The organism is Desulfosporosinus sp. BICA1-9, assembly GCF_000802135.1.
The window spans coordinates 26,135-47,240 of record NZ_JUEE01000027.1 but is presented as its reverse complement, the minus strand read 5'-3'; the positions used below and the strand labels follow the sequence as shown (position 1 = coordinate 47,240).

General features: G+C 48.6%; 19 protein-coding genes and 2 pseudogenes. 20 read left to right on the top strand and 1 reads right to left on the bottom strand.

The window, feature by feature from the left end:
* From JL57_RS03625 to JL57_RS03535, 20 genes and pseudogenes are all read left to right on the top strand, one after another.
* Nucleotides 1-270: pseudogene (locus tag JL57_RS03625) on the top strand (DUF3102 domain-containing protein); the annotation flags it as partial.
* A gap of 784 nt (nt 271-1,054) precedes the next feature.
* Complete coding sequence (locus JL57_RS03620; protein ID WP_291299656.1) at nt 1,055-2,920, top strand: sigma-54-dependent Fis family transcriptional regulator; 1,866 nt, start codon at nt 1,055-1,057, stop codon at nt 2,918-2,920.
* A 348-nt stretch (nt 2,921-3,268) separates the two neighbouring features.
* On the top strand, nt 3,269-4,732 hold the full coding sequence (locus JL57_RS03615) for a DUF2193 domain-containing protein (RefSeq protein WP_291299655.1): 1,464 nt from the start codon (nt 3,269-3,271) through the stop codon (nt 4,730-4,732).
* A gap of 121 nt (nt 4,733-4,853) precedes the next feature.
* On the top strand, nt 4,854-5,597 hold the full coding sequence (locus JL57_RS03610) for an MIP/aquaporin family protein (RefSeq protein ID WP_034140688.1): 744 nt from the start codon (nt 4,854-4,856) through the stop codon (nt 5,595-5,597).
* 148 nt (nt 5,598-5,745) lie between these two features.
* Nucleotides 5,746-6,726, top strand: coding sequence for a beta-ribofuranosylaminobenzene 5'-phosphate synthase family protein (locus JL57_RS03605; RefSeq protein WP_034140687.1), 981 nt, complete (start codon nt 5,746-5,748; stop codon nt 6,724-6,726).
* Complete coding sequence (locus JL57_RS03600; RefSeq protein WP_291299654.1) at nt 6,701-7,333, top strand: flavoprotein; 633 nt, start codon at nt 6,701-6,703, stop codon at nt 7,331-7,333. Before JL57_RS03605 ends, JL57_RS03600 begins: the two co-directional genes overlap by 26 nt.
* A gap of 92 nt (nt 7,334-7,425) precedes the next feature.
* A complete protein-coding gene (locus JL57_RS03595) occupies nt 7,426-8,775 on the top strand; it encodes a DUF6513 domain-containing protein (RefSeq protein ID WP_034140685.1) in 1,350 nt (449 codons plus the stop codon).
* 31 nt (nt 8,776-8,806) lie between these two features.
* Nucleotides 8,807-9,424, top strand: coding sequence for a DUF447 domain-containing protein (locus JL57_RS33380; protein WP_291299653.1), 618 nt, complete (start codon nt 8,807-8,809; stop codon nt 9,422-9,424).
* Nucleotides 9,425-9,489: 65 nt separating this feature from the next.
* Nucleotides 9,490-10,353 (top strand): NADP-dependent methylenetetrahydromethanopterin/methylenetetrahydrofolate dehydrogenase, encoded by an 864-nt coding sequence (locus JL57_RS03585; protein WP_034140684.1) that lies wholly within the window; start codon nt 9,490-9,492, stop codon nt 10,351-10,353.
* Nucleotides 10,354-10,355: 2 nt separating this feature from the next.
* The gene (locus JL57_RS03580; protein ID WP_034140683.1) at nt 10,356-11,567 is read left to right on the top strand and encodes an ATP-grasp domain-containing protein; all 1,212 of its coding nucleotides are present in this window, start codon (nt 10,356-10,358) and stop codon (nt 11,565-11,567) included.
* Between the two features lie 55 nt (nt 11,568-11,622).
* A complete protein-coding gene (locus JL57_RS03575; RefSeq protein WP_291299652.1) occupies nt 11,623-12,003 on the top strand; it encodes a molybdopterin dinucleotide binding domain-containing protein in 381 nt (126 codons plus the stop codon).
* Nucleotides 12,000-12,335 (top strand): hypothetical protein, encoded by a 336-nt coding sequence (locus JL57_RS33375; RefSeq protein WP_291299651.1) that lies wholly within the window; start codon nt 12,000-12,002, stop codon nt 12,333-12,335. The genes JL57_RS03575 and JL57_RS33375 overlap by 4 nt, the downstream gene beginning before the upstream one ends.
* 12 nt (nt 12,336-12,347) lie before the next feature.
* Nucleotides 12,348-13,307: pseudogene (locus JL57_RS03570) on the top strand (formylmethanofuran dehydrogenase subunit B); the annotation flags it as partial.
* The gene (locus tag JL57_RS03565) at nt 13,276-14,928 is read left to right on the top strand and encodes a formylmethanofuran dehydrogenase subunit A (protein WP_034140682.1); all 1,653 of its coding nucleotides are present in this window, start codon (nt 13,276-13,278) and stop codon (nt 14,926-14,928) included. The pseudogene JL57_RS03570 and the gene JL57_RS03565, both read left to right, overlap by 32 nt.
* Entirely contained in the window at nt 14,919-15,824 is a 906-nt protein-coding gene (fhcD, locus tag JL57_RS03560; protein WP_034140681.1) for a formylmethanofuran--tetrahydromethanopterin N-formyltransferase, read from the top strand. Before JL57_RS03565 ends, fhcD begins: the two co-directional genes overlap by 10 nt.
* A 26-nt stretch (nt 15,825-15,850) precedes the next feature.
* A complete protein-coding gene (locus tag JL57_RS03555; protein WP_045691472.1) occupies nt 15,851-16,735 on the top strand; it encodes a formylmethanofuran dehydrogenase subunit C in 885 nt (294 codons plus the stop codon).
* The gene (gene mch / locus JL57_RS03550; protein ID WP_034140680.1) at nt 16,720-17,709 is read left to right on the top strand and encodes a methenyltetrahydromethanopterin cyclohydrolase; all 990 of its coding nucleotides are present in this window, start codon (nt 16,720-16,722) and stop codon (nt 17,707-17,709) included. Before JL57_RS03555 ends, mch begins: the two co-directional genes overlap by 16 nt.
* Nucleotides 17,710-17,728: 19 nt before the next feature.
* Complete coding sequence (locus tag JL57_RS03545; RefSeq protein WP_291299650.1) at nt 17,729-18,637, top strand: RimK family alpha-L-glutamate ligase; 909 nt, start codon at nt 17,729-17,731, stop codon at nt 18,635-18,637.
* 13 nt (nt 18,638-18,650) lie between these two features.
* The gene (locus JL57_RS03540) at nt 18,651-19,610 is read left to right on the top strand and encodes a triphosphoribosyl-dephospho-CoA synthase (RefSeq protein WP_045691473.1); all 960 of its coding nucleotides are present in this window, start codon (nt 18,651-18,653) and stop codon (nt 19,608-19,610) included.
* A 20-nt stretch (nt 19,611-19,630) separates the two neighbouring features.
* Nucleotides 19,631-20,386, top strand: a complete 756-nt coding sequence (locus JL57_RS03535; protein WP_045691474.1) for a (5-formylfuran-3-yl)methyl phosphate synthase — start codon at nt 19,631-19,633, stop codon at nt 20,384-20,386.
* Here JL57_RS03535 and JL57_RS03530 read toward each other — a convergent pair.
* The gene (locus JL57_RS03530) at nt 20,334-21,011 is read right to left on the bottom strand and encodes a hypothetical protein (RefSeq protein ID WP_291299649.1); all 678 of its coding nucleotides are present in this window, start codon (nt 21,009-21,011) and stop codon (nt 20,334-20,336) included. The genes JL57_RS03535 and JL57_RS03530 overlap by 53 nt on opposite strands.
* Between the last annotated feature and the right edge of the window lie 95 nt (nt 21,012-21,106).

The following is a 21,106-nucleotide window of genomic DNA, read 5'->3' as shown; positions in this document are numbered from 1 at the left end:
GAGATTAACTTTATCAAGGAAGAAAGCGGCAAAATGCTGCTTAGCAACGCCGTTGAGATCGGAGGTTGTCTGACGGAAGCCAAAGAGCTGGTACCCCATGGGGAGTGGCTCAAATGGCTGACTGAATCAGTGAGTTACTCCCGAAGCACAGCCAGCAGACTGATGAAAACCTTCCGGGAGTACGGGCCTATCCTCTCCTCCCCCGACGGGGGAGAGAGCTCAAATGGTGCACCGGTGCAACATTTGAACTACACCCAAGGGCTCCTACTGTAGTATAATGTGGTTAATATGGAAATGTTTCCCTGTAAGTAATAAAGCCTGCTTATCTTCTAGAGCTTTTTTACTAACCTCAAGTTCTAAATTCGATTGTGCCAATAACAACATAAGCCGTTTGTTATCTACTAAATTAACTATTTGTCTGATGCTTATTAAAACTTGCATGCTGAGGAGACAAAAGCTATGGTAGAAATTTTCCGGAAAATAGTTGACATAAATCAAAAAATTATATATATTAAAATATAATATGATATTTTAGTATTCAAAGGAAAAGATCAAAGAAATACAATTTAACAAATTCTTTGTCGACCGTAGCGGTACTTGTCCAAGGGGGATAGTGCACGCAGTATTAATACGACGGTCTTTTTTGTTGTTATATCTGGTAAGTTTGCTGGTCCAAAAACTGATAGAGGAGCCTTCTTTAAACAGAATGAAACTTAGCTTCACCCATGCAAATTACCGTGAATTTTCATCTGGTCTGCGCATTGGCAAAGCTTGAGGGGCGAACTTATAAGACGCTACATGGGGCAAACATTTAGATTACAGAGCTGTCTGCAACAAGAACAGATACATCCTGAGTAAAGTTAATCACACCTTGTCCCGTTGAACTCAGATTTTAAGACCGATTCAGATGCCGTTGTGGCCCCTCATGAAAATACTTATATTGGGTCGTAAGGTGAGGTGACGATATATTCAACATTTATACCATGCTTGGGAAGATTTTGTTATAAAGGGGATTACTAATAGTACGATAGCCCAGGTAAATCCTATAATCAAGTTGTCTTGGCAACGTTGCCTGGCGAGAAATTTAAACCCGGAAATGGTTCAAACCGCACGAATTTCCGAACACGGGATAGAGATTCGGAGAAAATATAATCGAAAGCTTATTGAAGTGGCTAAACCTTTTTTGGAGAGACTCTATCAGTTGGTAAAAGGCTCGGGCTTCGTTGTTATTTTACTTGACCATGAGGCCTGTATACTTGAGCTTTTAGGGGACCAATATATCTTAGATCAAAACAGTAATTTTCAAATTGGTGAATTCTGGGACGAAGAGAACAAAGGAACGAATGCTATGGGCCTAGTAAAAATTGAGGAAAAACCACTTCAAGTTTTTGCGACAGAGCATTTTTCCCGAATGAACCATGGGATTACTTGTTCGGGGGCGCCTATCAGGGGAGAAAACGGCGAAATGATAGGAATTCTAGATGTTTCTGGAGATTATCATCATGCTCACGCTCATACATTAGGGATGGTCGTCGCAGCAGCCGAAGCAATCGAGAATTTACTGCGCTTGGAGTCTGCGAATGCGGAAATCGTTCGCGCTTATAATAATGTTAATGCTATCTTGCAGTCTATGTCAGAGGGGCTTATCTCTTTTGATGAAGCAGGAAGGATTACCAGGTTGAATCCGGTTGCGTATAAAATTTTGCATATTAACTCTGAGAGCTACAAAGGTCAATTGATTGGCGATCTTCTAAAAAACTCATATATTTCGACTGTAATGCTTAATGAAGGGCGTACGATTATTGACCGCGAGATTTCCCTCGACACAGGGTACGGGCAGGTGCGCTTTTTGTTTTCAGGGCAACCTATTATTGACAAAAACCTAGAAGTCTGTGGTGGTGTGGCAATCCTTCGGGAAATAAAAAATGTACACCGCTTAGTTAATAGAATAGTTGGGGCAAGAGCACATTTTACGTTCGAAGACATTATTGGACAAAGCGCGTCACTGCTAAAAAGTATCCAAGTGGCTAAGGCTGTTGCAGATAGCATGTCCTCAATCTACTTACAGGGCGAAAGCGGCACGGGTAAAGAAATGTTTGCCCAAGCTTTACACAATGCCAGCCCGGTCAGTCGTGGTCCATTTGTTGCCATTAACTGTGCAGCCATCCCGCGGGAGCTTATGGAGAGTGAACTTTTCGGATATGAAGAAGGTGCATTTACCGGGGCAAAGCGCGGGGGCCGGCCAGGTAAATTTGAGTTGGCCAACGGAGGCACGATTTTTTTGGATGAAGTCGGGGACATGCCATTAGAGACGCAAGTATCTTTATTGCGAGTACTTCAAGAGAAACAAGTTGTTCGTATTGGGGGATTTAAGCCTATTGCGGTTACCATTAGAGTGATTGCGGCAACCAATAGGGATCTGAAGGAAGAAGTTCGGAGGGGTAATTTTCGGGAAGATCTGTACTACCGCCTAAACGTTATTAATATTTCGGTGCCTCCTTTACGTCACCGAAAAGGAGACATCCTACTGTTGGTAGATTATTATATTCATAAATTTTCGCAGCTGCTCCACTTACCACTAAGTGAGCTTGACAGAAAAACTGCTCAAGCGTTAGAGAACTATTTCTGGCCGGGAAATGTGCGCGAACTTTCTAATGCCATTGAACGTGCTGTGAACTTAGCAAAGGGACGAATCATTACGACCGAACATTTACCGGAGTCATTACAAGGCTTAAGCGAACCACCTGCGCAAGCCAAAAGCAATGTCTCCTCCATGGGGGAACTGGAGAAGACGCTAATCATTGAGGCCCTGGACATGGCAGGCTGGAATATTACCCATTGCGCTTCAGCGTTAGGCATCGCCCGTAATACACTTTACCGAAAACTAAGAAAGTACCATATTTCCATCCCAAACGCTTAAATGGGTGTCAGGGCAATGGACAAAATTTGGTAGTTAAAAATACTGACCTTTTAGTCAAAAAGGGCTCTTTCGAAGTCGATCGAAGAGCTCTTTTTTGATTTGTCTGTTAAAACAATGTAACGTTCCAATTTTGAACAATGTATCAATTTTGAGCAATGTTTTATGTGCTCTAATACTCGTACAAGCACAGATCCGTTAATTAAAAACGTATTTTATACTAAATTGCGATAATTAAGATGAATTATAATATTCTAAAGGCAAATTGAGGGCTTGGCATGTTAGTTGCTATATAGGTATATGGGTACAATACAAGGGTACCCAAATAAAAAAATGGGGGGTTTTAAGTTCATGTCAAAAGGACTGTATACCAAAATGATCACGGAAGCCTTAGCAGCTCAAAAAGCAGATTTGAGCGTGATTAAGGCAAAAAGAGGTGGAGCGTTTAAAATTACTGACGCCAAACCGTATGTCGACGCCGTCAACGCGATGACCGTTGGAGAAGGACAAAGTCCTGAAGTGATTCGTCTTCATGTTGATTCTGTGAATGCCCATTATGAAACATTGTTACAACTCACAGATACGGTTCGTCCTGAAGACGATCCCTTCGTCGAGCATTACCAAACTCCACCTATCCTCGAAATCCTTTACGAAGTGGATCCGGCGTTCAGGGGTGCAGTAGAACAGTTCATCGAGGCGATTGCGTCAAATGAGGCTTTGATTGGCAAGGAGTCTTTACGACGCTATGGTGGTTTCTACGGTCCTACATGCGTGGTAGATTTTGCTTTCGTTCCAGGATCAACCAGTAACGTTGTGAACACTATTTTAACCGGCATGAATATGGAGACAAAATATAAGCAAGCCATTTTATCTTCAAAATCCTGGGGAATGAATACCTCTTATGGAATTGGTGCGGCTTTCGCAGCTGCGATCAATGCCGGATCGACGACAGCAAAGGCAGTCGAAGAAGAAATTGCCATGCTGCAACTAGTTTATGATCGCCCGATTGAAGCCCAAACAAAGTTAATGACAGATTTTGGACATTCCTCATTTGACGTCAAGAAATATATGGAAATCTATAAAGAAAGAATGCGCCCGGCGGTTGCAGCCGCGGTTAAGGCGGGAGTACATTACGGTAACATTGTCACCGTACCGGCGTATTGCGTAGGCGATGTAGCCCATCACATTTCGCAATCCATGTTTAACATGTGCAAAGATGACATGACTATGGCTATTATTGAAGCGACAACAGATGTCATGGAGCAAACCTTAAAGTTAGGCTTAGATCAAGGCTACAAGAGTCCTTATGATATTTTGAGCGTTGCAACAGGATCAACGGCTGCTGCCACAACTTACATCCTTGAAAAAGACGCTTTCACCGTACCGATGGTTGTTGATCTTCTTGCTAAACGTTACACAAACTTTGTCCAAAAATTTCCAGATCGCGGGCCTGCGGCTGAACTTCACAATGTAGACTTTATGGACATGATTAACCGTGGTAGTAAAATCTTGAAAACTGGAAAAGTAAAAGGAGTTCAGGTTCAACTAAGTGCTGTTGATGCCAATGAGGTGGTTGCCAATCCTCAGCGCTATACTTACCCTGCGTGCGGAATAACGGTACATTTCTCCTCGCTGATGCGTCTGGCAGATTTCCCTTGTCTTCTGACTAGCGAACCAGTGACAGCAACGTTAATGACCAACATTATCGCCTTAGATCCGACAAAAGCGGGTTCACCTGCAAGAGTTTGCAAAGACTGCGCTGTAGTCAGTTTAGTACAGCGGTGTAACTACTGTAACTGGAACAGTGCTGTTTAACAGCAAAACCGAATGCTCAGAGTAAATGGTAAGGAGAGTTGGAGGCGGCGCCAAAGCTGCCTCCTCTCGTCCCTGAATATTCGTAGCCCTATTGATCATAATCAAAAAAGGGGTGGTTAGAATGGCTTCATTGACTAAGAAATTCATTTCTGAATTAATTGGAACTTGGATGCTTGTTACGGTTGGTGCAGGATCTGCGGCAGTGACCCTGATGTTGGCTGAAGGGGAAAAAAAAGCTTCCACTTTTAATATCGGTATTGGTGCTTTAGGGGGTCTGGGAGATTGGTTAGCCATCGGTTTGGCTTTTGGAATTGTAATCGCGGCCGCCATTTACATCTTCGGACCGGTATCGGGAGCTCACATGAATCCGGCGGTTACAATTGCTCTCTGGATTAGTAAACGGTTTCCTACTGGAGAACTGATTCCCTATCTGGTGGCTCAATTTGTTGGTGCTTCTCTCGGTGCGGTCACAATATTGGCTATGCTCGGCAGCAAAGGGGCAACAGTCGGCGGTTTGGGTGCTCCCGGGCCTTTTCCGGGAATGAGCCTTACCGGCGTCTTCATTGCAGAACTGGTCGGAACGTTTATTCTGATGTTAACCATTATGGGGATTGCGGTCGATAAAAGAGCCCCTCAGGGTTGGGCTGGTTTGATCATCGGACTTATTGTTGCGGGCTTGATTACCACGATGGGAAACATTTCCGGACAAGGAATAAACCCTGCTCGTACTTTTGGACCGGTTTTTGTTGATAGCTTGGTGGGTGGTCCCAACGGTTGGTCAGTTTACTGGATTTATCTTGTAGCTCCCATTATCGGTGCGATCTTGGCGGTCTGGCTTTATGATGGTGTAGTGAAGGAAGATTGAGGGAAAATTGGCTAAATTTGAAAAATGGTTTCTTAGAAGGCAGGCTCCGTCTTTGGGGCTTGCCTTTTAAGAAAGAAGGCTATCGGTAGAAAAATACAGTTAACCGCAACAACAGTTTCCTACTTTGCCAGGGAAAGGTGATGAATGTATGCCGAAATTCTGGGTGAAAACAGGCGCCCGTTTACACCTCGGACAATTGGACTTAAATGGCTCGTTGGGTCGTCTTTATGGAGGTTTGGGCTTAGCTATTGATCAACCCCAGTTGGAGTTAACAGCGGAGAAGAAAAACGGACTTTGCATTGACAGTCCGGATTCTGAGAGAAGCAGGGTTAGGCTCATTGCTCAACAGTATCTCGAACATTATTCCTTACCTGGCGCTAAAATCAACATCATTCAGTCCCTGCCAAGTCACAGTGGTTTGGGTTCCGGGACTCAGCTCGCTTTGGCACTGGGTTTTGCTCTTACCCGTCTATACGGGTTGCAGCCGTCCCTGCTGGAACTGGCAGGGGTGACAGACCGGGAGGGAAGCCGCTCCGGAATCGGGGTAGCGGGATTTGAACAGGGAGGGTTTCTGGTTGACGGGGGAAAACCGACCACGGCCAGGGACAAAATGAATTTAACGGAGACAAAATTTCACGTTCCTCCGCTGCTCACCCGCCTCCCATTTCCTGAGGAATGGGCTGTCATTATAGCTATTCCTAATAAGGAAGAGAAAATGTTTGGTAGTAAGGAAGAAAAGGTCTTTAAGGGTATGTTGCCGATGGAGGAGCATATATCCGGTAAAATTAGCCGGCTTCTTCTTCTGAAGTTGCTGCCCGCATTAATAGAAAAGGACTTGGAACACTTTGGGCAGGCTGTGACTGAAATTCAGGAGTATTTAGGCGACTATTTTACCCCGGTGCAAGGGGGACGGTTTGCTACGGCCCAAGGTGCTCTAGTGGCGGACTACATGTTATCTCAAGGGGCTGCCGGAGTAGGCCAAAGCTCTTGGGGGCCAACGGTATACGGGTTTACGGATCAGAAGAATTTAGCTGCCTTAGTAGAAGGCACTCGCAATTTTATGGATAACCATGGTCAAGTGTGGGTGGCGCGGGCGGTAAATCGTGGCGCAGATTGGGGTTGGCGTTAGTTGTACTAACGGAGTTATTTTTAGATTAGGGGAATCAGGAGAGGAGTATAGGGGCACGATGACTGAACAGGGGAAAAGGATTGAATCAAGGATAGCCTGGGGGATAACAGGAGCCGGACATTTTTTGTCCTCGTGTTTCGATATTCTGCTCGCCATAAAACAGGCCGATGTATTTCTTTCCAAAGCAGCCAGAGAAGTTCTCCCCGACTACGGCTTATTTGAAAAGCTAAAACAGTCCCAATATCGTATCTTTTTAGATACAAGCGCCGGTTCCCGGCCGATTACAAAACTGTATACGGGAGAGTACAAGCTGGTTGTCATCGCCCCGGTGACTTCAAATTCTATTGCCAAGATGGCGAGTGGAATAGCAGATAATTTAATTACGAATCTATTTGCCCATGCCGGTAAGTGTCAAATCCCGACGATATTGCTGCCTTGTGATTCCAAACCGGAAATTAATTCGTTAACACCGCGGGGAGATCAGGTTATGGTCCATGCACGAAAGATCGACCTAGAAAATATAAACCGTTTAGCGGGCTGGCCCGGTGTGACACTGGTTGCCGACCCGGAACAATTAAAATCCCATTTGCATACTTTTCTTGTTTAAACAGAAAATATTATAGACAGCATATGTGCAGCTAAGGCTTCTGCCTGCGCCTAACAGCTGTCTAATCTCTTCCGGAAAAAGGTGTTGTTTCTATGGAGAAATATTTATTGATTACCGGAACTATTGCTTATCGGGCTCTTATAAAATTAATCGAAAAAACAAATCTTGAGATGCTGTTTGAGGTCAAAGCCCTTAAATGCACGGTGGCAGCGCTGATGACGACGGACTTCATCGCGCGCAAGCTTGGCGAGGAGCTTCTTTTAAGCGGAGAGGAAATTATCGTAATTCCTGGTTTGAGTCAAGGTTCCCTGGAACCTATCGTTCAAGCTACGGGCTGCCAAGTCCGGAGAGGCCCGGCTGATTTAAAGGATCTGCCTCCTTTTCTAAAAGGAGAGCAGTACCCGAACCGTTCCACTCCGGAACCCGAACAAGATCAGATGACTTCACCTATCCAGATTCTCGCTGAAATTGTCAATGCCCCTAGGATGAGCCTATCCCAAATTGTAGAAAGAGCTTACTACTACCGGGAGAGCGGAGCCGAGATCATCGATATCGGAGGGGATGTCGATCAGCCCTTTCCCCATCTGCGGGATGTTATCCGAACCCTTAAAGCGGAAGGCTTTAAGGTAAGTATTGACAGCCTCCAAGAAGAAGATATTCTGGCAGCGAATCGGGCCGGAGTGGATTTAGTGCTCAGCTTGAACTCGAACAATCTGGAGCTGGCTAAAATTCTGGATTGTCCGGTGGTGCTAATTCCTGATGATGGGGAAGACTTAAGTTCTCTGTACCGTAACCTGGAGACATTGACCAAGTGGAATACGCCCTGTATTCTCGACCCTATTCTACCTCCTTTGACGATGGGTTTGGTCGAAGGCATCAGCCGGTACCGCAAGCTCAGACGAGATTTTCCGGAATGCCCTTTGCTTATGGGTTTGGGAAATGTGACAGAACTCATTGATGCAGACAGCACGGGAATTAATGCTCTGATGGTTGGTATGGCCACCGAGCTTAACGTGAATTACATCCTTACGACGGAAGTAAGCCACCGGGCCCGGGGCGCAGTTAGGGAAACAAGTCTGGCCCGAAAGTTGATGTATCGTGCCATCACGGAGGGAAGGATACCCAAGCATCTGGATTATAGCTTATTAACCATTAAAGATCCTTTTGGCAATTCGTATGAGGCAGCAGAATTAAGGGAGATGCAGGCGGAGATTAAGGATAAAAATTATCGTATTTTTGTGGATGACCGCTTTATTTACATTTTTAACGCTTTTATTTTCTTTCAGGGGACTTCTGCGCAAGAACTTTTTTCCCGGCTCAGTATTCAAGATTCCAATCATGCCTTCTATCTTGGCCGAGAGTTAGGGAAAGCGGAGATGGCTTTGCGTTTAGGCAAAAAATATGTGCAGGATGATCCGCTGCGTTGGGGGTTATATCAGTGAAGGGAAAGGCAACGGATGCAGGTGAATTATTATGATTCTTGAAACTATCCTTTCGTCTATCAGTCATGATGGTATTGTGAATTTTGCTCCGATGGGCTTGCACATTTCCGATACAGATCTCGAACGCTCTCCAGTCAAACGGATCGTTTTCCGCCTTTATCCAGGTTCACAAACTTACGAGAATCTGAAAGCGACAGGACAGGGCGTTATCAACTTCACGGACGATGTTTTGGTTTTTGTGGAAACAGCTCTTTACTCTGGCTGCCCGCCATCTGTGCCTTCCCAAAAAGTTCGACCACCGAGTATGGCGCATGCGAGTACAATCTGGGAATTTACGGTTACCCGTTTTGATCCATCCACCGAACCGGCTTTCCTAGAGGGAAAGATTGAGCATCGTGAGCAAAGGGGAGGATTTGCCGGATTCTGCAGGGCTCAAGGGGCCGTTTTGGAAGCGGCTATCGCAGCGACCCGCTGGCAATGGCTGCCAATGGGGAAAATAATCGATCCTTGGCCCGTGTGGTTGGAATTGGTTCAGAAAACGGGCGGAAACCGGGAACGGGAGGCATTTAACAAAGTAGGCAGCTTTTTGGTCGGTAAGGGAATTCAGGTGCCGATAGTTTCCGGGGACGGAAGAAAAGCAAGCTTGTGATGAAGCCAAGGGTTAGGGATAGGCGGCAGTTAGGCGCCAGATATATTTAACAGGGAGGGTTTAGTATGAAAAAAATCTTAATTCATCTCGAATCAGATTCTAAAGCGAGTGTCTTTGATCAGATTACGGCCTACGATGCCGGAGCGGATCAGGTGTTGGCCTATGGAGGGGTTCAGCTGGAGGAAGTTGCGAATCTTGTGTACGGGGCAATCTTTACCCGGGGCGGAGAAGGATTGCGCAATACGGCCGTATTTATAGGCGGCACCCAGGTGCCGACGGCGGAAAAGCTGATGAGAAAAGTCCTTGACACGTTTTTTGCGGATTTCCGGGTCTCGGTGATGTTTGATGCCAATGGCTGTAATACGACGGCGGCCGCTTTAGTGCATAAAATTGCTCGGGGGCGGGATCTTAAGGGCAAGAAAGCTCTGATCCTGGCCGGTACGGGTCCGGTGGGGATCCGGGCGGCTACGCTGCTGGCGCAGGAGGGATGTGAGGTATTCCTTTCTTCGCGTCAACTTGCGCGTTCTCAGGAAGTTTGCAAGCACATGGAGGAAAATAACGGTGTAAAAGTAAAACCTGTAGAAGCAGCCAGTCCTGAGGATGTGGAAAAAATCTTAGCCCAAGGAATTAACATTGTGGCCAGTTGCGGTGCCGCGGGTGTGCAACTGCTGGAGCAGGCGGCGTGGGCTTCTGCCCGTTCGCTGGAAATCATTGCGGACATTAATGCGGTAGAACCGTTAGGCGTGGAAGGAATGAAAGTTACGGACAATGGCAAGGAACGGGAAGGGAAAATTCTGTACGGTGCGATTGCGATCGGCAACTTGAAAATGAAAGTGCACCGCGCTGCCGTTCAGGCTTTGTTTGAGCGCAATGACCAGGTTTTAGATTTTTCACTTATTTATGCCTTGGCTAAGAAAATGGAGGCCTAAAAATGTTCCTTCTTGTCGGGGCAAGCATCAGAGCACTGATGGAGTCCGCTGTGGAGTCAGGCTACCCGGTCAGGGGGATTGATTTCTTTGGAGATTTAGACACCCGGCGGTGTGGAAAAACCGTGGGCATCGTGAATGACCTTGGTTTGGCTCCGACCGTGAAAAATTTGCTGCAGGTTGCCCGAGGCTTGACTTGTCAAGGACTGGTCTATGTTTCCGGACCGGAAAACCACCCCGAGGAATTAACTTTCTGGGAGGAGCGTGGCTTGTTGTGCGGGAACGGGGTTTCTGCATTACAGCAGGTGCGGGATCCGTGGCAACTCAGGCAGGCCCTTTCTGAAATTGGGATCGCGATGCCCGAATTTTATCGCGTGGAACAGTGGAGCCCGGATGAGATAGGGAAAAAATGGCTTCTGAAACCCCTGAACAGGGGCGGGGGACACGGGATTGTCGAATTGCCCCAGGAAAAGGTGGATGCTCGGGCGCGGATCTCCGGCTTAGGGGATCCGTCCCGGTATATTGTCCAGGAATATATTTCCGGTATTCCGGCTTCAGTCACCTTCTTGGCGGACGGACGACAGGCGGTTGTGTTGGGGACCAGCCGTCAGTTGACTGGAATACAGGGGTCTCAGCCTTTTATCTATGCCGGAAATATTGTGCCATTCGATAGCTCATTCCTACCGGGGCTGAGGACTTTTGAAGAGGATTTGATCCGCATCAGTCAACACCTTGCCTCAGCTTTTGGCTTAAGAGGGGTTAACACCCTGGATTTTATAGTTAACTCGAGCGGGATTTGGGTTCTGGAATTGAATCCTCGTTGGTCAGCTTCAGTGGAACTGATTGAGAAGTGGAGGGGAGAACGTTTGTTTTCCCCTCATATTGCCGCTTGTAAAGCAAAGGGACAGAATTCGTTCCCCCCCAGCGGAGACAACCGTAAGCCAGTTCACAAGCAGGGCTGGCAAGGTTTTTGGGGAAAAAGTATCGTCTATGCCCAATCCTCTTTCCAAGTCACGGCAGATTTGGATATCCAGTCTCTATACGAGCAGGGAGTGCGCGATATTCCGCCCGCCGGAACCAGGCTGGAGAGCGGCCAGCCCATCTGTACCGTTTTAAGCGGCGCTGCGAGTGATGCCGCTTGTTGGCAAAGCTTGCAAGTAAAGTCAGAATGGGCCCGCCAGGTTTTTGGTGATATCAAGTCATCCGCTGCCCGCTAAACCGCATAAGCAGCAAGTTAGTTTGGACAACTATTGATTAAAGGAGGGGTGCGTCATGGGCATTATTTCCGGTTTACTAATTACCGTGCGAACCGGCCGGCAAGGTGCCACGATGGAGAACGGGAAATTAACCCCGGAATACCTCGAAGAAACCTCGACGCTGGCGATTAATCCCGAGGATTTCGCTGCCCTGGGAATGGCTCCGGGCCAAAGAGCTCGGTTAAAAAGCCCTGATGGTGAAGTCATCGTCACCTGCCGGCCCACGGAAGGGCCGCGCGGATTATTCTTTCTGCCGCTGGGCCCGACAGCTAGTCAATTAATCAGTGGAGAAACACATGGAACAGGAGTTCCGGATTTTAAGGGATTACTCGTAACGTTAGAACCAGAACTTGAATTTTCTCAGCAGACTAATCTAGGGGGTGAGATACGTAAATGAGTATCTATCAGGATGTCGTATGTACTTTCTGCGGGAGTCTTTGTGACGACCTTGAAGTCGAAGTGGCAAACAACAAAATTGTAAAAGTGAAACGGGCTTGCCTAATTGGTCGAAACAAACTTATGCACGCCCAATCAGATTTGGCTTCGGTCCGTATCAACGGTCAACCCGCTACCCTGGATGGAGCATTGAATGAAGCGGCACGGATATTATCAAAAGCCAAATCCCCGCTTGTCTACGGTTTATGTAGTACGACAACCGAAGCGCAGCGTGAGGCTGTCGTCTTGACCGAACTGATCGGGGGAATCGTGGATAACCCTTCGTCCTACTGACACGGTCCGGGCGTTGTTGCCCGCCAGTCAGTTGGACTGGCTTCATGTACGTTAGGCGAAGTAAAGAATCGGGCAGACCTCTTAATTTACTGGGGTTGCAATCCTATGGAAGCCCATATGCGCCATCTTAGCCGCTATTCTGCGTTATCAAAAGGGCTTTTCGTTCCGGAAGGCCGCAAAGGTCGGAAAGTGGTCGTGATTGATGTACGACCGACAGCAACATCAAAACAGGCCGATATATTTTTACAGGTCACTCCTGGACAAGACTTTGAGATTGCCACAGTCTTACGCGCCTTAATCAAAGGTTTACCTTTAGAGGGGCTTAGTGAATCCAGTACCGTCGCTGGTGTACCTTTGTCCAAGTGGCGGGAATTGGTTGCCTTAATGAAGGAGTGCCATTACGGGGTTGTCATGTTTGGAATTGGTCTTACGCAGAGCCGGGGGAAAGAGTTAAATTTGGAACAAATTAATACACTGGTCGGGGAAATGAATGAGTTCACTCGCTTCTATGCTATTCCAATGCGTGGTCACGGTAATGTCAATGGCAGCAATCAGGTTTTGACCTGGCAAACTGGGTATCCCTTTGCTGTGAATTTGAGCCGTGGGTATCCGCGTTACAATCCGGGAGAATTCAGTGTTATGGATCTGTTGGTTCGACGGGAGGTAGATGCCGCCCTAATCATTGCTACAGACCCTGGGGCTCATCTTCCTAAAGCTGCAGTTGAGCATCTTAAAAATATTCCCATCATTGTCTTGGAACCCCATGAAAATTGGACTACCTCATGGGCCAACGTAGTGATCCCTGTAGCACCTGCAGGGGTAGGGGCTGCAGGTACGTTTTACCGGATGGATAGCGTGGCTTTGCATGTTAAGAAGTTGGTGGATTTCCCGTTTCCTTCCGATCTAGAGGTGGTAAAATCCATAAAGGAGAGAATAACGGATGTTAAAGATTATCAACGGGCAAGTTTATGATCCAGCAAACGGGGTCAGAGGAGAGCTAAAAGACATCTGCATTGAGGGCGGTAAAATTATCGCAGAGCCTCACTTTCCTCAAAACCACAAGGGCGATATTGAGGTGATCGATGCCGCTGGATGTGCCGTGATGCCGGGTGGCGTCGAGATTCATAGCCACTTAGCGGGCCCGAAGGTAAATACCGCACGCATGATGTGTCCGGAAGACCACTATGATCATGTTCATTCCAAGACGCTCGCCACGCGCTCGGGAACGGGATACACAATTCCAAGTACATTTTTAACGGGCCAGTTATACTCGAGGCTTGGTTATACGACAGTCTTCGAAGCGGCTGTTCCGGCCTTGCTGGCCCGTCATGCGCACGAAGAACTTCAAGATACACCCTTACTTGACGCGGGTTTTTTTACGCTCATGGGCAATAACTACATGATGATGAAAGTCCTTGGTGAACCTGAGTCTGAGAAACGAAAAGAGCGACTAAGGGATCTTGTAGCTTGGCTTTTACGGAGCAGCAAAGGATATGCTGTGAAAATTGTGAACCCGGGTGGCATCGAAAGCTGGAAATGGAGCCAGGGTTCGGTCAATCTCGATACCCCCGTTCCTCCGTTTGGCGTGACGCCGCGACGGATGCTCTTGGAATTGGTTGACGTGGTGGAGGAGTTGCATCTGCCCCACCCCATACACCTTCATTCCAATCACCTCGGCGAAGCCGGAAATGTGCAGACGACGTTGGAAACCATGCGTACGCTTGAAGGCCGCCGCGTACATTTGACCCATATGCAGTTTCACTCGTATGGCGCAACAAAAAAAGGGGGCATTGCATCAGGAGCGCCCCAGATAGCGGAGTACCTAAACCAACACCCTGAATTTACGTGTGACGCTGGGCAGATTGTTTTCGGTCCAGTGACCACGATGACTGCGGATTCTCCCATGCAATTCCACCTTCACCAGTTAACCGGCAACAAGTGGGCGAATGCAGACGTTGAGATGGAGTCGGGGGCAGGCATCGTTCCCTTAATCTATCGCCCGAGCAATCTGGTAAATGCCATCCAATGGTCCATTGGCTTAGAACTTCTCCTGTTGGTCAAGAATCCGTGGCAGATTTTCCTGACGACTGATCATCCCAATGCGGGACCGTTTACAGCTTATCCACAAATCATCCGCTTACTTATGGATGCAGACTATCGCAGGGCACGGATGGCAGAACTAAACCCGAAAGCTGTTCGTTATACTTGCTTGGCGGAATTAGACCGAGAATACACGCTCGATGAAATCGCCATCATTACCCGTGCCGGTCCGGCAAAAGCTCTGGGACTTTACCGTAAAGGGCACTTGGGGGTTGACGCTGATGCGGACGTGGCCATTTATCGGCTTCAACAAGATAAGGAAGCGATGTTTTCTCGCCCAGCCTATGTCTTAAAAGATGGAGAGGTTATCGTTCGCGAGGGACAGGTGATCAAGAATGTTAGGGGCCGGACACTATTTGTCCAGCCTGAGGGCTCACAGAAATTGCCTCCAGATCTGGCTGATGATTTTGCGAAATTCTACTCGATTGCGCTCTCGAATTTCGCCGTCGAAGAAGAGTATGTTGAGCGCCCGGAGGTGATCCCATGTATTTAAATGGTGTAGAAATCGAAGAAACGTTCGCCGAGGCGTTTACGATGCGTGGCACAAGAGTGACAGTTACTGCGGTAAACGAACGATGGGCTCGCTACGCCGCCTTGGCAGCCACCGGCTTTGCGACGTCAGTTATCGGATGTGGGGTCGAAGCTGGGATTGAGGGACCTACAGCGAGTACGCCGGATGGCCGGTTCGGCTTGGATTGCCTCTTTTTTGCCTTCTCGAAAGAAGACATGGAAAAACACCTTATCAAACGTATCGGTCAGGCGATTATGACCACCCCGACTTCAGCCTGCTTCGACGGAGAATTACCGGAATTTCAGGGGCAAGGGGATACCTTGAACAAAGTCAATATCGGAGGAAAGCTGCGTTTTTTTGGAGATAGTTATCAAGCGAGTAAAGTTATTGGAAATCAGCGCTATTGGCGGATTCCAGTTATGGATGGCGAATTTTTAGTCCAAGAGGAGTTCACCGTAGCCAAAGCGATTGGCGGCGGGAATTTCCTTATCTTGGCTGAAAGCGCGGAGGCAGCCCTTCTGGCCGCGGAAGCTGCGGTAGAGGAGATGCGTACCATTCGTGGTGTTATCCTTCCCTTCCCGGGCGGTGTGGTCCGCAGTGGGAGTCAGGTTGGGTCAAACTACAAATTTCTTTCCGCCTCGACGAATACAGCCTATTGTCCAACGATTCGAGGACGCCTTGATAGCCTGCTTCCCGATGGAGTCAATGCCGTGCTGGAGATTGTCATCGATGGACTTACCTTCGAGGCTGTGAGCCGGGCGATGCAGGTGGGGATCAACGCAGCGACTCAAGTGCCGGGCGTCCAGAGGATTACCGCAGGCAATTACGGAGGACGTTTGGGTAAACATCATTTTCATCTCCAAGAGATCTTGATTTAAGAGTTAAAAGGGATAGGGGGTAAGGCATGAAAACGCAAGTGACACTGGTTCTGAAAAAAATCCCCTCTGTGCCGGTGGAAGCAGAAAGTATCAACCCCGAGAATGTCACCGAAAAAGGAATTCAGGAGATCGAAAGTATGCTCCTGTGGTGTGGAAATCGCCAAGCAAGGGTCGGCGACTACTTTGATGTCGAGATTGCATCGCTCGAAGAGACTAAGAACGGTGTTGCTGATCCTGTGTTTAATTCGTCTAACAAAGGCCAAAAGAATTTGGCAAAGCTTGTGTTACAGGGAGACCTTTCCAAATTCAAGCGGCTTGGGCAAGGCATGGCCGCAGGGGAAATGGTGATTCAGGGGTCGGTGGGTTTCCACGCCGGAGCGCTTATGCGTGGAGGAACCCTTGTGATTCAGGAAAATGCCGCTGATTGGCTGGGTGCCCATATGGAAGGCGGGCACATTCGGGTGAAAGGTTCAGTGGGTCATTTTGTCGGATCCGCTTATCGAGGTAAAACGAAAGGAATGACAGGTGGCACGATTCTGATTGGGGGTAATGCTGGGCAAATGCTTGGAGCGCGCATGGCCCGAGGGCTCATCGCGGTCGAAGGAGATTGCGGAGACGTGCCGGGATTTGGCATGATGGCGGGCACGATTCTCATTCAAGGAACTCCAGGGATTCGGGTCGGTGCGAAAATGCACCGCGGCACCGTGATTCTTTTTCAGCCGAAAGTTCTTCTGCCCACGTTTTATTACAATTGTACCTATAAGGTTCCCTTTTGGAGTTTATTGTATAATCAACTTATCCGGGAAGGCTTCTCGCTGCCAGCTTCATCTCAAGACGTGTCCTTTCGCCGCTACAGTGGTGACGCTAATGAAGGGGGAAAGGGGGAAATTTTAATATGTCTTTGTCATTAAAAACAGTGCCTGAACTTAGCCCCAATCAACAAGCGCTTCCGATCGTCCAAGACCTCATCGCTCGCCGTGAACAGCTTCAGGTGGCAGTCCACCTAGTCAGTGGGACCACGGTGATTGACTGCGGGATCAATGCTCCAGGGGGGTGGGAAGCAGGGGTCGCCTTCGCTTCGATATGCCTGGGGGGCCTCGCACAGGTGAAGATGCACTGGGCAGATTTTGGCGGGTTGCGCTGGCCTGCGGTCGAAGTAGTAACCGATCATCCCATCCGTGCTTGCCTGGCCTCCCAATATGCCGGCTGGTTTATTAAAAAAGACAAGTTTTCGGCTATGGGATCCGGGCCTGGGCGAGCTGTGGCTCATACAGAAGAGCTGTTTGCCAAGTTAGGCTATGAAGATCCCTCCCCGGTTGCCATCCTTTGCTTAGAAAACCGCAAACTTCCTACTGAAGCGGCTGTGGAGATGATCGTTGAGAAGTGCGGGTGCGAACCGTCTAATCTCTATATTTTAGTCGCGCCTACAGCGTCGCCGGTTGGTTCGGTCCAAATCGCGGCTCGTGCGGTGGAAACCGGTTTGCATAAGCTCATGGCGCTGGGGTATGACCTGGGAGCTATTGAAAGCGGATGGGGCATTTGCCCGATTCCGCCGGTTGCTGCCGATGATCTCAAAGCTTTGGGTCGAACAAACGATGCCGTGCTTTATGGCGCTACCGTTCATTATCATCTGCGCGATGACGACGAGAAGCTGGCCTCTCTAATTGGGCAGATCCCGTCACTGGCCTCGCGTGATTACGGCGAACTGTTTGGGAAACTGTTCGAGCGGTATGGCTCGTTCTATGACATCGATCCGCTCTTATTTAGTCCGGCGGAAGTGTGGTTGAGTAATCTGCAAAGCGGTCGTTCCTTCCATGCCGGTTCTGTCCGTTCAGACCTGCTAACCTCGTCTTTTGGGCTTGAAGCGCAGGACAAAGATAGTTAAAGCAAGAGGGGACAAAAATATGCGTCAAAGAGTGCGGATGGGGATCATGGGAACAGCAAAAGGACCTCACATACAAGCTTTAGCCACAGCCCTGCAAAACAGAGGTGCAGAAGTTAGCTTCGTTTCCCCTCAGCGCCTGACATCGTTTATCCCGGAGCCCGCAACCATCATCACGGGCTCGGATGGGTCTCGAAAAAACCTCGGGGATCTGGATGCCTTGCTTGTCCGTTCGCTGCCTGGCGGATCCCTGGAACAAGTGATTTACCGGGTCGATGTACTGCATCGGTTGGAAAAACTCGGCTTAAAAGTCATTAATCGGGCTGCAGTCTTGGAAAAAACAGTTGACAAGTTCTATACGTCTGCTTTGTTAGCCGATGCGGGCTTGCCGGTACCCAAAACCGTCGTGACCGAAAGCTTCGATCAGGGGATGGAAGCTGTGAGGAAGATGGGGGCAGTGGTTGTGAAACCCCTTTTTGGCTCCCTCGGAACAGGCATGGTCATGGTCGAGGATCCGGAGGTGGCTTACCGCGTTTTTCGAGCCCTGGAGATGGGGCGCTATGTATATTATTTACAAGAATTTCTACCGCATAATAATGAAGATTACCGACTCTTTGTTGTCGGTGGGGAAGTAATCAGTGCGATGCGTCGCCGTGGAGAAAATTGGAAGACTAATATCGCCTGCGGTGCGATTGCGGAATACGTAGAACCGGATCCCGTCCTGAGCCAGTTAGCCCTTAAAACGGCAGAGCTTTTAGGAGCAGATTACGTTGGTGTAGATATACTAATCAGTCACGGGCAACCCTATATTATTGAAGCCAATGGGATTCCAGGCTGGACTGGCCTGCAATCGGTGACTAATGTCGACATTGCCGGGGTTCTGGCAGAGTATGCCATTCGTCAGGTGCAATTGGTGATTAATAAAGATTAGAAGGCGAGAAAGAATGCCAAAGGATGATTTTTGTTGGGATATTGCTTGGGCTGCGCAAGCGGCCTGCATCTTAGAAGCCAATGCGCCTAAAGTGGGGAATGTAAACCGTTTGAATGATTTTGCGGACTGTTCCCTGGAAGATTTCCAGATGAGTGCGGTGGCTATTGCCGAGCCGTTGGGTCGGGTTAAAGCGCTTGGGGTTGGACAAACCATCCGAGCGGCGATCCAGGCAACGCGCCAGGCGGTTCCGACGAATACAAATTTAGGGATGGTCTTACTTCTGGTTCCTTTGGCGATGGCCTGGAGCCTGATGGAACAAAGTTGCGAGGAAAAGAATGGCGCTGGGGAGAAAAAAGAGCCGCAGCGTGAGGGCTGGGCGAAGGAGATAGCCAATGTCCTCACGGGGCTTACGGCGGAAGATACCCGCTGCGTCTATGAAGCCATTCGCCTAGCTACCCCTTCAGGCATGGGGCACTCGGAAAGCCAGGATGTTTACCAGGAAAATTCCCCGGATATTACATTATTGGAAGCCATGCGTTTAGCTGCTGGCTGGGACATGGTTGCCCTAGAATATGTGAACCAGTTTCATACGGTCTTAGAGGTGGGGCTTCCGGCCTTGGAACGGGCTCTGAACGCCGGTCTATCTTTACCCCATGCGACTGCCCATACACACCTCTTCCTTTTGAGCCAATTCCCGGATACACTAATTGCCCGCAAAGTGGGTTTAAGCTTAAGTGAGACAGTTCAAGCGAGGGCTCAAATGATTTGGGAAGAAGGAGGGTGGCGGACAGATGCCGGACGGGCGCAGGCCGCAGAGTTTGATGCCTGGTTAAGAGAAGATGGGCATCACCTGAATCCTGGCTCGACAGCGGACCTAATTGCAGCCATCCTTTTTGTTTTATTTCTAGAAAATGGGCTCGGGCTTTGGAAGAAAAACCGCCGGGGCAAGGTGAACTTGCAAACGAGTGAATAAATAACAAGGAGTGGGTTCCTATGGGCATATTTTTAGACTCTCCTTTTTTGGCATCGGCCCCTTTGCTCTTGGTCAGTGTGGTTAATCTGGCGGAGGCGAAGGTTGCGTTCGAGGGAGGTACGGATGTCCTTGATATCAAGAATCCGGCAGAAGGAGCTTTGGGTGCTCCACGTCCCGGGGTTATTGCAGACATATGTCGAGTATACAAAGGTAAAAAGCCAATTAGTGTAGCCCTAGGCGAATTTCCGGGAAAACCCAGTGCAGCGGCTTTGGTCGCTATGGGAGCCGCCCAGTTCCAACCGGATTACCTGAAAATAGCATTTCTCGCTGATGCAACGCGCGCGGAGATCGTTACAACCCTTCAGGAAATAAGGCTGGGGGTGGCGTATGTTCAGCCGGAAGAGATACCCGTGGTTGCCGTGGCTTATGCGGACACCCTGCCTTCCGCGTCTTGGACTTTAGAGGAATTTACTACTTTCGCTCAAGATGGCGGTGCTCAGGGCTGTCTTGTGGATACCTGGGAGAAAAACGGAACGTCTCTGCCGAATTTTTTATCCAGGCAACAAAGCGCAGAATTTATCGCTAACTGTCACGATCGCCAGCTTTTCTGCGGTTTGGCCGGATCTTTAAAGCCTGAAGAAATAGGTTCTTTGCTCACCTTAGGTCCGGATATTATTGGGGTGCGTTCGGCTGCGTGTGGAGGAGATCGCTTGCGGGGGGAGGTTACTTCTCAACGGGTGACTGGACTAAAGGCACTTTTTTCCCAAAAGAAGTAGGGGTCTTTGGCCCCAGATAGACGCCCTGCGTGTGACCGGTCTCTAAAAGTTCAGCAAGTCGTTCCGGATAAAGACCATTCAGAAACCAAACCGGAAGATTGGGCGAGAGAGCTTCATGAAAATAAGCGTCGACGTCCGGTTCTTTGACCTCTGGATCAATATCAACGCTCTTTAACAAGACGAGGAGCGCAGCATCCAGCCGTTTGGCAAGATAGGCCGCGATGGAATCTGAGGTGACGCTCCATGACCGGGGTAGGTCCTCCGGTGGTACGAGGCTTATGTAACGGGAGCACAGGAGGATCTGGGGGCTAGAGGGGAAGCTCGATTGCTGAAAAGACACTGGAGCGGCGAGGTCAGTTAATCTGCTGCCGGGAATAAACGACTGAAGGAGGTAAGCAAACTGATCCATGGCTAACAAGGCCATAAAATGACAGGTCGGCTCACTGAGGTTTAATCGTTCTCCATAGTCGCGGACACTGTCTGCAAAGGGTCCTCCGCCGGGTACGATGAGCAAAGGGTGTTTTGCGGAAAAACATTGCAGGATGTTTCCGAGTGGCTTGAGGGCTTGGCCGTCTTCCTGGTAAACCAAACTTCCCCCCAGTTTGATGATGATGGGTTTTTGCAATAAAATCATCCTCCTGTCATTTTTTTTAAGAGATGCGTTATTATTAAATATGTTTAAATCTTTTACTTATTGTAAAGGAATTCGTGTGTTTTGCC

Excerpts from the sequence above, each read along its gene's own strand:
- JL57_RS03615 (WP_291299655.1), top strand. The coding sequence starts at position 3,269 with ATGTCAAAAGGACTGTATACCAAAATGATCACGGAAGCCTTAGCAGCT.
- JL57_RS03610 (WP_034140688.1), top strand. The coding sequence starts at position 4,854 with ATGGCTTCATTGACTAAGAAATTCATTTCTGAATTAATTGGAACTTGG.
- JL57_RS03605 (WP_034140687.1), top strand. The coding sequence starts at position 5,746 with ATGCCGAAATTCTGGGTGAAAACAGGCGCCCGTTTACACCTCGGACAA.
- JL57_RS03595 (WP_034140685.1), top strand. The coding sequence starts at position 7,426 with ATGGAGAAATATTTATTGATTACCGGAACTATTGCTTATCGGGCTCTT.
- JL57_RS33380 (WP_291299653.1), top strand. The coding sequence starts at position 8,807 with ATGATTCTTGAAACTATCCTTTCGTCTATCAGTCATGATGGTATTGTG.
- JL57_RS03585 (WP_034140684.1), top strand. The coding sequence starts at position 9,490 with ATGAAAAAAATCTTAATTCATCTCGAATCAGATTCTAAAGCGAGTGTC.
- JL57_RS03580 (WP_034140683.1), top strand. The coding sequence starts at position 10,356 with ATGTTCCTTCTTGTCGGGGCAAGCATCAGAGCACTGATGGAGTCCGCT.
- JL57_RS03575 (WP_291299652.1), top strand. The coding sequence starts at position 11,623 with ATGGGCATTATTTCCGGTTTACTAATTACCGTGCGAACCGGCCGGCAA.
- JL57_RS33375 (WP_291299651.1), top strand. The coding sequence starts at position 12,000 with ATGAGTATCTATCAGGATGTCGTATGTACTTTCTGCGGGAGTCTTTGT.
- JL57_RS03565 (WP_034140682.1), top strand. The coding sequence starts at position 13,276 with ATGTTAAAGATTATCAACGGGCAAGTTTATGATCCAGCAAACGGGGTC.
- fhcD (WP_034140681.1), top strand. The coding sequence starts at position 14,919 with ATGTATTTAAATGGTGTAGAAATCGAAGAAACGTTCGCCGAGGCGTTT.
- JL57_RS03555 (WP_045691472.1), top strand. The coding sequence starts at position 15,851 with ATGAAAACGCAAGTGACACTGGTTCTGAAAAAAATCCCCTCTGTGCCG.
- mch (WP_034140680.1), top strand. The coding sequence starts at position 16,720 with ATGTCTTTGTCATTAAAAACAGTGCCTGAACTTAGCCCCAATCAACAA.
- JL57_RS03545 (WP_291299650.1), top strand. The coding sequence starts at position 17,729 with ATGCGTCAAAGAGTGCGGATGGGGATCATGGGAACAGCAAAAGGACCT.
- JL57_RS03540 (WP_045691473.1), top strand. The coding sequence starts at position 18,651 with ATGCCAAAGGATGATTTTTGTTGGGATATTGCTTGGGCTGCGCAAGCG.
- JL57_RS03535 (WP_045691474.1), top strand. The coding sequence starts at position 19,631 with ATGGGCATATTTTTAGACTCTCCTTTTTTGGCATCGGCCCCTTTGCTC.